Below are 10844 nucleotides of genomic sequence, written 5' to 3'. Positions count from 1 at the left end.
GCTCGGAGGATCCGCTCCCGCGTCGTCCCGCTCTCACTCATGCTACCGACGCTAACACGCTCCCGTTAGCGCCTCGTCTCCCCGAGAGCGCCGTCGACGCCGTGCGCGCCGGGTACGCGTTCACCGGCCCGGCCCTCGAGCTCGGCGCCCTCGTCAACGGCGACGCGCGGATCGACGTGCCCGTCCGCATCCCGCTCGGCATGCTCAACCGGCACGGCCTCGTCGTCGGCGCGACCGGCACCGGCAAGACGAAGACGCTGCAGGTCCTCGCCGAGCAGCTCTCGGCCCACGGCGTCCCCGTCTTCGCTGCGGACATCAAGGGCGACCTCTCCGGCCTCGCCACTCCGGGCACCGCGGCCGACGCGCTGCTCGCCCGCACCCGCGGCATCGGCCAGGACTGGCGGGCGGAGGCGGCCCCCGCCGAGTACTTCGCGCTCGGCGGCATCGGCACCGGCGTCCCCGTCCGCGCCACCGTAACGGGCTTCGGCGCGCTGCTGCTCGCGCAGGTGCTCGGCCTCAACCACACGCAGGAGTCGAGCCTCGGTCTCGTCTTCCACTACGCCGAGAGCGCCGGTCTCCCGCTCGTCGACCTGTCCGACCTCCGCGCCGTGCTCACCTACCTCGTCGGCGACGAGGGCAAGGCGGAGCTCGCCGAGCTCGGCGGGCTGTCCAAGGCGACCGCCGGCGTGATCCTCCGCGAGCTGATCGCGTTCGCCGACCAGGGCGCCGACGTGTTCTTCGGCGAGCCCGAGATCGACACGGCCGAGTTCCTCCGCCTCGCCGCCGACGGGCGCGGCGTCGTCAGCCTCCTCGAGGTCCCCGGAGTCGCCGACCGACCGGCTCTGTTCTCCACCTTCCTGATGTGGCTCCTCGCCGACCTCTTCAACGACCTGCCGGAGGTCGGCGACCTCGACAAGCCGAAGCTGGTGTTCTTCTTCGACGAGGCGCACCTGCTCTTCCGCGACGCGTCGAAGGACTTCCTCGCCGCGATCACCCAGACCGTGCGCCTCATCCGCTCCAAGGGCGTCGGCATCGTCTTCGTCACGCAGACCCCGAAGGACGTGCCCGGCGACGTCCTCGCCCAGCTCGGCTCCCGCGTGCAGCACCAGCTCCGCGCGCACACGCCGGACGATGCCAAGGCCCTCCGCGCCACCGTCTCGACCTACCCCGAGAGCGACTACGACCTCGGCGAGGTCCTCCAGGCGCTCCCCATCGGCGAGGCGATCGTGACGGTCATGAACGAGCGCGGCGCCCCGACCCCGGTCGCCTGGACGCGTCTCCGCGCCCCGCTCGGCTCGATGAAGCCCACCCCCGAGGCCGACCGCGAGGCGAGCGTCCAGAGGTCCCCGCTCCTCGCGCGCTACGGCACGCCCCTCGACCGCGACTCCGCCCGCGAGATCCTCACCCGCCGGCTCGACGCCGCCGCCGACGCCGAGGAGGCCCGCGCCGCCGCCGAGCAGCAGGCCGCCGACGACGCCCGCCGCGCGAAGGAGGACGCGCGTCGCGCCAAGGAGGAGACCGCGGACGCCGCCCGCCGCGCGAAGGAGCGGGCCGCCGCCGAGCGCGCCGCCGACCAGGCCGCCGAGCGCTCCCGACGGCGCACGGCACCGACCTCCCGCGGGACCCGCACCACCCGCCGCGACAAGACGGTCGTCGAGGAGGTGCTGGGCTCGAGCGCCGGCAGGACGCTGCTGCGCGAGGTGGTCCGCGGGATCTTCGGGACCGCCCGACGGCGCTGACGCGACCCGGGCCGCTCGGGGAGACGAGGCGCTAACGGGAGCGTGTTAGCGTCGGTAGCATGAGTGAGAGCAGGACGACGCGAGAGCACATCCTCAGAGCGACGCTCGAGCTGCTGGCGGGCGGCGGGCGGGACGCGGTGTCGACGCGGGCGATCAGCGCGGCGGCGGGGGTGCAGGCCCCCACGATCTACCGGACGTTCGGCGACCTGCCCGGGCTGCTCGACTCGGCCGCCGCAGCCGGATTCGCCACGGCCCTCGCCGACTTCGAGCGGAGCGAGGCGCCGGCCGACCCGGTCGACGCGCTCCGTGCCGCCTGGGATCACCACGTCGCCTTCGGACTCGCCGAACCGCACCTCTACGCGCTGATGTTCACCGCACGGCCGGGGGAGGAGTCGGAGGCGGCGCGCCTGTCCCGGGGCGTCCTCCTCGACGCGGTCCGGGCCGTCGCCGAAGCCGGCCGCCTCACCGTCGACGTCGAGCGTGCCTCCCGCCTGCTCCAGTCGGCCGCGCTCGGCTGCACCCTCACGCTGACCGCCCTCGCCGACCCCGACGACGAGCTCTCGTCCCGCTCGCGCGAGTCCGTCCTCGCGGCGATCACCACGGCGGAGGCGGGCCCCACCGATCCCGCCGCCCGTGCGGTCGTCGCGCACGCCGTCGCCCTGCGGACGGCGCTGCCGCAGATCGAGCCCCTCAGCGCGGGGGAGCGGCTCCTGCTCGACGAATGGCTCGAGCGCATCGCCGACTGACGGTCGGCGTCGCCGGAGGGTCCGTATCGCCGCCCTGTCGTCCGCGTCGTCGTAATACGGATGGCGACGGGCACGATCCGGGACCGGCACCTACGGTCGGATCATGTCGCGATCCATAGCCGAACTCTTCTTCCGCCCCGTCTGCGCCGCCTGCTCGGCCCCGCTCGTCGCCCGTCGTGGCGCGTTCTGCTCCGACTCCTGCGCGCGGACGAACCACCTCTACGGCTGATCTCCCGCAATCGGCGCGAGGTCGTCGGCTACGGCTGCGTGTGCGCCGGCGGCGCGAACCCGGCGTTGCGTGAGCGCGCCGCTCCGATGGACGCCTGCACCGGTCGACCGGGCCTCGACGATCGCCCGCACCGGTTAAACAAAACGGTGCCCGTGCTGGCGAGAGCAACGGACACCGTTCGCGGAGGATGGGGGATTCGAACCCCCGAGGGCTTTCACCCAACACGCTTTCCAAGCGTGCGCCATAGGCCACTAGGCGAATCCTCCTGGCACGACCTGAGCCGCGACTCATCGATACTAGCCGGTGTCGGAGGCTCCCGCTGACCACGACCCCGACACGCCCCGCTCTCCTCGGCCGCCGTCGTCGGTTAGACTGTCACCCGGCTCCCCGCGTGGCGCCATCCAGGCCAACTCCCCCAGGGCGGAAACGCAGCAAGGGTAACCGGGCTCTGGCGGGTGCGCGGGGGGTCTTCTTCCGTTAACCGGCAGTTTCTTTCAAGGGCCGCTCGTCCGCAGGGCCGCCGGACTGACGGGGCCGCCTGCTCCGCCGCCCGGCGTCCGCGCCACCGCACTGCCGGCTTGCACCGCTCGAGGAAGCTCCTCCACAGCAGCGCCGCATGCACGCCCTCCCATCCCTGGCCTCTACTCAGCCAGGCGGAGGGACCCCCTCGGTAGGCTGGATCCGATGGTTCAGAGCATCTACATCTCGTCCGCCGAAGGTCATTCGGGCAAGTCCACGGTCGCCCTCGGCGTCCTCGATGCGCTCAGCAGCCAGGTGCAGCGGGTCGGCGTCTTCCGCCCGATCGCCCGCTCCACCTCCGAGCCGGACTACGTGCTCGAGATGCTGCTCGGCCACTCCGACTCGGGCCTCGCCTACGAGGACTGCATCGGCGTCACCTACGAGGACGTCCACGCCGACGGCGAGGCGGCGCTCTCGCGGATCGTCGAGCGGTACAAGGGCGTCGAGGCCCGGTGCGACGCCGTCGTCATCCTCGGCTCCGACTACACGGACGTCGGCAGCCCCACCGAGCTCGGCTACAACGCCCGCATCGCCGCCAACCTCGGTGCCCCGGTCCTGCTCGTCCTCACCGGCCGGGACTCGTCCCGCAGCGAGCAGCTGGGCCAGGCTCCCGCGCGCACGCCGGAGGAGATGCGCCAGATCACGGAGCTCGCCTCGGTCGAGCTGCGCACGGCCCACGCGAGCCTCATCGGAGTGATCGCGAACCGCGCCGATCCCGACACCGCCGCCGACGCCGTCGCCGCGATCCGCGAGAGCATCCCCGCCACCGTCCCGGTCTGGGCGATCCGCGAGGATCCGTTCCTCGTCGCTCCGAGCCTGTCCCGCCTGGTCGAGGCGGTCGACGGCGTCGTCGTCGCGGGCGATCCGGAGCTGCTCGGCCGCGAGGCGCTCGGCGTGGTGATCGCCGGCATGTCGATGGTGAACGTCCTGCCGCGGCTCACCGAGGGCGGCGTCGTGATCGTCCCCGGCGACCGGCCCGAGGTCGTCCTCGCCGTGATCATGGCGTACGCCTCCGGCACGTTCCCCACGGTCACCGGCATCATCCTCAACGGCGGCTTCGAGCTGCCGGAGCCGATCGTCCGGCTGATCGAGGGCGTCGACAGCCGCGTGCCGATCGTGATGACCGAGCTCGGCACCTACGACACCGCCGTCCGCGTCACCGCGGCCCGCGGCCGCCTGGCGGCCGACTCCCCGCGCAAGCGCGACACCTCCCTCGCCCTCTTCCAGGAGGCGGTCGACGCGGTCGAGCTGCTCACCCTCCTCGACGTCGGCCGGTCCGAGGTCGTCACGCCGCTGATGTTCGAGTACGGGCTGATCGAGCGCGCGCGCATCGCCGACCGCCACATCGTCCTGCCCGAGGGCGGCGACGACCGGATCCTCCGTGCCGCCGCGACCGTGCTCAAGCGCGGCATCGCCCGGCTCACGATCCTCGGCGAGGAGGCCGAGATCCGCGCCCGTGCGGCGGGCCTCGGCCTCGACCTCGACGGCGCGCGCGTGCTGAGCACCCTCGACCCCGAGCACCGCGCGCGCTTCGCCGAGGAGTACGCCCGCATCCGCGCGCACAAGGGCATCACCTACGACCACGCCTACGACACCGTCACGGACGTCTCCTACTTCGGCACGATGATGGTGCAGCTCGGCCTGGCCGACGGGATGGTCTCGGGAGCCGCGCACACGACCGCGCACACCATCCGCCCCGGCTTCGAGATCATCAAGACGAGCCCGGGCGTCTCCGTCGTCTCGAGCGTGTTCCTGATGGCGCTCGCCGACCGCGTGCTGGTCTACGGCGACTGCGCGGTGAACCCCGACCCCACCGAGGCGCAGCTCGCCGACATCGCGATCCCCTCCGCCGCGCCCGCCCAGCAGTTCGGGATCGACCCCCGCATCGCGATGCTCTCCTACTCCACCGGCGAGAGCGGAGCCGGCGCCGACGTCGAGAAGGTCCGCGCGGCGACGGCTCTGGTGCGCGAGCGCCGGCCCGACCTGCTCGTCGAGGGCCCGATCCAGTACGACGCGGCGGCCGACGCGGCGGTCGCGGCCTCGAAGATGCCCGGCTCCCAGGTCGCCGCTAGCGCACCACGGGGATGGCGGCGGTGGGCGGGACGATGGCCTGGGTGGCGGCCTGGATGGCCGTGATCGCGACGGTGTTGACGATGTCCTGCACGAGCGCGCCGCGTGAGAGGTCGTTGACCGGCTTGCGCAGACCCTGGAGGACCGGTCCGATGGCGACGGCGCCGGCCGAGCGCTGCACGGCCTTGTAGGTGTTGTTGCCCGTGTTGAGGTCGGGGAAGATGAACACCGTCGCGCGCCCGGCGACCTGGGAGCCGGGCATCTTCGAGGCCGCGACCGCCGCGTCGGCCGCCGCGTCGTACTGGATCGGGCCCTCGACGAGCAGGTCGGGCCGGCGCTCGCGCACCAGAGCCGTCGCCGCGCGGACCTTCTCGACGTCGGCGCCGGCTCCGCTCTCGCCGGTGGAGTAGGAGAGCATCGCGATGCGGGGGTCGATCCCGAACTGCTGGGCGGTCTCGGCGGACGAGATCGCGATGTCGGCGAGCTGCGCCTCGGTGGGGTCGGGGTTCACCGCGCAGTCGCCGTAGACCAGCACGCGGTCGGCGAGCGCCATCAGGAACACGCTCGAGACGACGGAGACGCCCGGGCTCGTCTTGATGATCTCGAAGCCGGGGCGGATGGTGTGCGCGGTCGTGTGCGCGGCTCCCGAGACCATCCCGTCGGCCAGGCCGAGCTGCACCATCATCGTGCCGAAGTAGGAGACGTCCGTGACGGTGTCGTAGGCGTGGTCGTAGGTGATGCCCTTGTGCGCGCGGATGCGGGCGTACTCCTCGGCGAAGCGCGCGCGGTGCTCGGGGTCGAGGGTGCTCAGCACGCGCGCGCCGTCGAGGTCGAGGCCGAGGCCCGCCGCACGGGCGCGGATCTCGGCCTCCTCGCCGAGGATCGTGAGCCGGGCGATGCCGCGCTTGAGCACGGTCGCGGCGGCACGGAGGATCCGGTCGTCGCCGCCCTCGGGCAGGACGATGTGGCGGTCGGCGCTGCGCGCGCGCTCGATCAGCCCGTACTCGAACATCAGCGGCGTGACGACCTCGGACCGGCCGACGTCGAGGAGGGTGAGCAGCTCGACCGCGTCGACCGCCTCCTGGAAGAGGGCGAGGGAGGTGTCGCGCTTGCGCGGGGAGTCGGCCGCCAGGCGGCCGCGGGCCGCGGTGACGCGGACGGCGGTGTCGTAGGTGCCGAGCTCGGTCATCACGATCGGCACGCGGCTGTCGACGCCCTCGATCAGCCGGACGATCGGCTCCGGCAGCTCGAAGCCGCCGTTGAGGATGATGCCGGTGACCGTGGGGAACGTGCCGGAGGCGTACGCCATGATCACGGCGAGGACGACCTCGGGCCGGTCGCCGGGGACGATCACGACGCCGCCCTCGGTGAGCCGCGGCAGGACGTTCACCATCGACATGCCGGCGATCACCACGCCGAGCGCCTCGCGGCCGAGCAGCTCCGGATCGCCCGCGACGACGACGCCGTCGACCGCCTCGACCAGGCGGGACAGGCTCGGAGCGACGAGGAACGGATCCTCGCGGATCGCCCAGACCGGGACGGTGGCGGGGATGCTCTCGCGGATCGCGGCGACGGCGTCGGCGGCGGTGTCGGGATCGGCGCGGTTCGCGATCACTCCGATGAGGCTCGCGTGGGCCGTGCGCAGCTCGACCGAGGCGAGCTCCGTGATCTGGCGCATCTCCTCCGGCGTGCGCGCGGGAGCCTGGCCCAGCTGCTCGCTGCGGGACGAGTCCCGGCCGGTGAGGACGAGCAGGACCGGGGCACCGAGGTTGGCGGCGATGCGGGCGTTGTAGCCGAGCTCGGTGGGGCTGCCGACGTCCGTGTAGTCGGAGCCGAGGATGACGACGGCGTCGCACCGGGCCTCGACGCCCTTGTACCGCTCGACGATCCGCGAGAGCGCCGCCTCGCCGTCGGCGTGGACGTCCTCGTAGGTGACGCCGATGCAGTCCTCGTAGGCGAGGCCCGAGTCGGAGTGGCCGAGCAGCATCTCGAGCACGTAGTCCGGCTCGGAGGTGGAGCGGGCGATCGGGCGGAAGACGCCGACCCGCTGCACCTGGCTGCTGAGCGCATCGAGGACGCCGAGGGCGACCGTGGACTTGCCCGAATGACCTTCGGCGGACGAGATGTAGATGCTCTGAACCATCGGATCCAGCCTACCGAGGGGGTCCCTCCGCCTGGCTGAGTAGAGGCCAGGGATGGGAGGGCGTGCATGCGGCGCTGCTGTGGAGGAGCTTCCTCGAGCGGTGCAAGCCGGCAGTGCGGTGGCGCGGACGCCGGGCGGCGGAGCAGGCGGCCCCGTCAGTCCGGCGGCCCTGCGGACGAGCGGCCCTTGAAAGAAACTGCCGGTTAACGGAAGAAGACCCCCCGCGCACCCGCCAGAGCCCGGTTACCCTTGCTGCGTTTCCGCCCTGGGGGAGTTGGCCTGGATGGCGCCACGCGGGGAGCCGGGTGACAGTCTAACCGACGACGGCGGCCGAGGAGAGCGGGGCGTGTCGGGGTCGTGGTCAGCGGGAGCCTCCGACACCGGCTAGTATCGATGAGTCGCGGCTCAGGTCGTGCCAGGAGGATTCGCCTAGTGGCCTATGGCGCACGCTTGGAAAGCGTGTTGGGTGAAAGCCCTCGGGGGTTCGAATCCCCCATCCTCCGCGAACGGTGTCCGTTGCTCTCGCCAGCACGGGCACCGTTTTGTTTAACCGGTGCGGGCGATCGTCGAGGCCCGGTCGACCGGTGCAGGCGTCCATCGGAGCGGCGCGCTCACGCAACGCCGGGTTCGCGCCGCCGGCGCACACGCAGCCGTAGCCGACGACCTCGCGCCGATTGCGGGAGATCAGCCGTAGAGGTGGTTCGTCCGCGCGCAGGAGTCGGAGCAGAACGCGCCACGACGGGCGACGAGCGGGGCCGAGCAGGCGGCGCAGACGGGGCGGAAGAAGAGTTCGGCTATGGATCGCGACATGATCCGACCGTAGGTGCCGGTCCCGGATCGTGCCCGTCGCCATCCGTATTACGACGACGCGGACGACAGGGCGGCGATACGGACCCTCCGGCGACGCCGACCGTCAGTCGGCGATGCGCTCGAGCCATTCGTCGAGCAGGAGCCGCTCCCCCGCGCTGAGGGGCTCGATCTGCGGCAGCGCCGTCCGCAGGGCGACGGCGTGCGCGACGACCGCACGGGCGGCGGGATCGGTGGGGCCCGCCTCCGCCGTGGTGATCGCCGCGAGGACGGACTCGCGCGAGCGGGACGAGAGCTCGTCGTCGGGGTCGGCGAGGGCGGTCAGCGTGAGGGTGCAGCCGAGCGCGGCCGACTGGAGCAGGCGGGAGGCACGCTCGACGTCGACGGTGAGGCGGCCGGCTTCGGCGACGGCCCGGACCGCGTCGAGGAGGACGCCCCGGGACAGGCGCGCCGCCTCCGACTCCTCCCCCGGCCGTGCGGTGAACATCAGCGCGTAGAGGTGCGGTTCGGCGAGTCCGAAGGCGACGTGGTGATCCCAGGCGGCACGGAGCGCGTCGACCGGGTCGGCCGGCGCCTCGCTCCGCTCGAAGTCGGCGAGGGCCGTGGCGAATCCGGCTGCGGCGGCCGAGTCGAGCAGCCCGCGCAGGTCGCCGAACGTCCGGTAGATCGTGGGGGCCTGCACCCCCGCCGCCGCGCTGATCGCCCGCGTCGACACCGCGTCCCGCCCGCCGTCCGCCAGCAGCTCGACCGTCGCTCGGAGGATCCGCTCCCGCGTCGTCCCGCTCTCACTCATGCTACCGACGCTAACACGCTCCCGTTAGCGCCTCGTCTCCCCGAGCGGCCCGGGTCGCGTCAGCGCCGTCGGGCGGTCCCGAAGATCCCGCGGACCACCTCGCGCAGCAGCGTCCTGCCGGCGCTCGAGCCCAGCACCTCCTCGACGACCGTCTTGTCGCGGCGGGTGGTGCGGGTCCCGCGGGAGGTCGGTGCCGTGCGCCGTCGGGAGCGCTCGGCGGCCTGGTCGGCGGCGCGCTCGGCGGCGGCCCGCTCCTTCGCGCGGCGGGCGGCGTCCGCGGTCTCCTCCTTGGCGCGACGCGCGTCCTCCTTCGCGCGGCGGGCGTCGTCGGCGGCCTGCTGCTCGGCGGCGGCGCGGGCCTCCTCGGCGTCGGCGGCGGCGTCGAGCCGGCGGGTGAGGATCTCGCGGGCGGAGTCGCGGTCGAGGGGCGTGCCGTAGCGCGCGAGGAGCGGGGACCTCTGGGCGCGCGCCTCGCGGTCGGCCTCGGGGGTGGGCTTCATCGAGCCGAGCGGGGCGCGGAGACGCGTCCAGGCGACCGGGGTCGGGGCGCCGCGCTCGTTCATGACCGTCACGATCGCCTCGCCGATGGGGAGCGCCTGGAGGACCTCGCCGAGGTCGTAGTCGCTCTCGGGGTAGGTCGAGACGGTGGCGCGGAGGGCCTTGGCATCGTCCGGCGTGTGCGCGCGGAGCTGGTGCTGCACGCGGGAGCCGAGCTGGGCGAGGACGTCGCCGGGCACGTCCTTCGGGGTCTGCGTGACGAAGACGATGCCGACGCCCTTGGAGCGGATGAGGCGCACGGTCTGGGTGATCGCGGCGAGGAAGTCCTTCGACGCGTCGCGGAAGAGCAGGTGCGCCTCGTCGAAGAAGAACACCAGCTTCGGCTTGTCGAGGTCGCCGACCTCCGGCAGGTCGTTGAAGAGGTCGGCGAGGAGCCACATCAGGAAGGTGGAGAACAGAGCCGGTCGGTCGGCGACTCCGGGGACCTCGAGGAGGCTGACGACGCCGCGCCCGTCGGCGGCGAGGCGGAGGAACTCGGCCGTGTCGATCTCGGGCTCGCCGAAGAACACGTCGGCGCCCTGGTCGGCGAACGCGATCAGCTCGCGGAGGATCACGCCGGCGGTCGCCTTGGACAGCCCGCCGAGCTCGGCGAGCTCCGCCTTGCCCTCGTCGCCGACGAGGTAGGTGAGCACGGCGCGGAGGTCGGACAGGTCGACGAGCGGGAGACCGGCGCTCTCGGCGTAGTGGAAGACGAGACCGAGGCTCGACTCCTGCGTGTGGTTGAGGCCGAGCACCTTCGCGAGCAGCAGCGCGCCGAATCCCGTCACGGTGGCGCGGACGGGGACGCCGGTGCCGATGCCGCCGGGCGCGGAGTACTCGGCGGGGGCCGCCTCCGCCCGCCAGTCCTGGCCGATGCCGCGGGTGCGGGCGAGCAGCGCGTCGGTCGCGGTGCCCGGAGTGGCGAGGCCGGAGAGGTCGCCCTTGATATCCGCAGAGAAGACGGGGACGCCGTGGGCCGAGAGCTGCTCGGCGAGGACCTGCAGCGTCTTCGTCTTGCCGGTGCCGGTCGCGCCGACGACGAGGCCGTGCCGGTTGAGCATGCCGAGCGGGATGCGGACGGGCACGTCGATCCGCGCGTCGCCGTTGACGAGGGCGCCGAGCTCGAGGGCCGGGCCGGTGAACGCGTACCCGGCGCGCACGGCGTCGACGGCGCTCTCGGGGAGACGAGGCGCTAACGGGAGCGTGTTAGCGTCGGTAGCATGAGTGAGAGCGGGACGACGCGGGAGCGGATCCTCCGAGC

At 73.0% G+C, this 10844-nt stretch carries 8 protein-coding genes, 2 tRNA genes and 2 other RNA genes; 6 read left to right on the top strand and 6 right to left on the bottom strand.

Going from position 1 to position 10844, the window contains the following annotated elements; genetic code table 11:
* From C5C33_RS17445 to C5C33_RS19095, 3 genes are all read left to right on the top strand, one after another.
* Nucleotides 1–1739 (top strand): helicase HerA-like domain-containing protein (locus C5C33_RS17445; protein ID WP_374953833.1); only part of this gene is annotated, 1739 nt, incomplete at its 5' end.
* Nucleotides 1740–1798: 59 nt separating this feature from the next.
* Nucleotides 1799–2485, top strand: a complete 687-nt coding sequence (locus tag C5C33_RS17440; RefSeq protein ID WP_104261734.1) for a TetR/AcrR family transcriptional regulator — start codon at nt 1799–1801, stop codon at nt 2483–2485.
* Nucleotides 2486–2588: 103 nt separating this feature from the next.
* On the top strand, nt 2589–2714 hold the full coding sequence (locus tag C5C33_RS19095) for a hypothetical protein (RefSeq protein WP_258060618.1): 126 nt from the start codon (nt 2589–2591) through the stop codon (nt 2712–2714).
* Between the two features lie 181 nt (nt 2715–2895).
* Here the strand turns inward: C5C33_RS19095 and C5C33_RS17435 are convergent.
* Nucleotides 2896–2980, bottom strand: a tRNA-Ser gene (locus C5C33_RS17435).
* Between the two features lie 112 nt (nt 2981–3092).
* On the opposite strand from C5C33_RS17435, the gene ffs (C5C33_RS17430) reads away from it, so the two are divergent.
* Together ffs (C5C33_RS17430) and pta (C5C33_RS17425) are read left to right on the top strand one after the other, a co-directional pair.
* Nucleotides 3093–3189: signal recognition particle sRNA small type (gene ffs, locus C5C33_RS17430), an RNA gene on the top strand.
* Nucleotides 3190–3398: 209 nt separating this feature from the next.
* Complete coding sequence (gene pta / locus C5C33_RS17425; RefSeq protein WP_104261733.1) at nt 3399–5369, top strand: phosphate acetyltransferase; 1971 nt, start codon at nt 3399–3401, stop codon at nt 5367–5369.
* Here pta (C5C33_RS17425) and pta (C5C33_RS17420) read toward each other — a convergent pair.
* Both pta (C5C33_RS17420) and ffs (C5C33_RS17415) read right to left on the bottom strand, forming a co-directional pair.
* A complete protein-coding gene (gene pta / locus C5C33_RS17420) occupies nt 5302–7446 on the bottom strand; it encodes a phosphate acetyltransferase (RefSeq protein ID WP_104261732.1) in 2145 nt (714 codons plus the stop codon). The genes pta (C5C33_RS17425) and pta (C5C33_RS17420) overlap by 68 nt on opposite strands.
* A 209-nt stretch (nt 7447–7655) precedes the next feature.
* Nucleotides 7656–7752, bottom strand: an RNA gene (ffs, locus tag C5C33_RS17415) — signal recognition particle sRNA small type.
* Nucleotides 7753–7864: 112 nt separating this feature from the next.
* Here ffs (C5C33_RS17415) and C5C33_RS17410 point away from each other — a divergent pair.
* A tRNA-Ser gene (locus C5C33_RS17410) sits at nt 7865–7949 on the top strand.
* A 181-nt stretch (nt 7950–8130) separates the two neighbouring features.
* Here C5C33_RS17410 and C5C33_RS19090 read toward each other — a convergent pair.
* From C5C33_RS19090 to C5C33_RS17400, 3 genes are all read right to left on the bottom strand, one after another.
* Nucleotides 8131–8256, bottom strand: coding sequence for a hypothetical protein (locus tag C5C33_RS19090; RefSeq protein ID WP_258060618.1), 126 nt, complete (start codon nt 8254–8256; stop codon nt 8131–8133).
* A 103-nt stretch (nt 8257–8359) separates the two neighbouring features.
* Entirely contained in the window at nt 8360–9046 is a 687-nt protein-coding gene (locus C5C33_RS17405) for a TetR/AcrR family transcriptional regulator (protein WP_104227474.1), read from the bottom strand.
* Nucleotides 9047–9105: 59 nt separating this feature from the next.
* The coding region (locus tag C5C33_RS17400) for a helicase HerA-like domain-containing protein (RefSeq protein WP_374953832.1) at nt 9106–10844 on the bottom strand (1739 nt) is incomplete at its 5' end.

Source organism: Rathayibacter sp. AY1H3, assembly GCF_002932015.1.
Note: the sequence above shows the minus strand (reverse complement) of the source record. Positions and strands in the feature narration are given on the sequence as shown.

Coding starts and splice junctions, on each gene's coding strand:
- C5C33_RS17405 (WP_104227474.1), bottom strand. CDS start 9,046: ATGAGTGAGAGCGGGACGACGCGGGAGCGGATCCTCCGAGCGACGGTC.
- pta (WP_104261733.1), top strand. CDS start 3,399: ATGGTTCAGAGCATCTACATCTCGTCCGCCGAAGGTCATTCGGGCAAG.
- C5C33_RS19095 (WP_258060618.1), top strand. CDS start 2,589: ATGTCGCGATCCATAGCCGAACTCTTCTTCCGCCCCGTCTGCGCCGCC.
- C5C33_RS19090 (WP_258060618.1), bottom strand. CDS start 8,256: ATGTCGCGATCCATAGCCGAACTCTTCTTCCGCCCCGTCTGCGCCGCC.
- pta (WP_104261732.1), bottom strand. CDS start 7,446: ATGGTTCAGAGCATCTACATCTCGTCCGCCGAAGGTCATTCGGGCAAG.
- C5C33_RS17440 (WP_104261734.1), top strand. CDS start 1,799: ATGAGTGAGAGCAGGACGACGCGAGAGCACATCCTCAGAGCGACGCTC.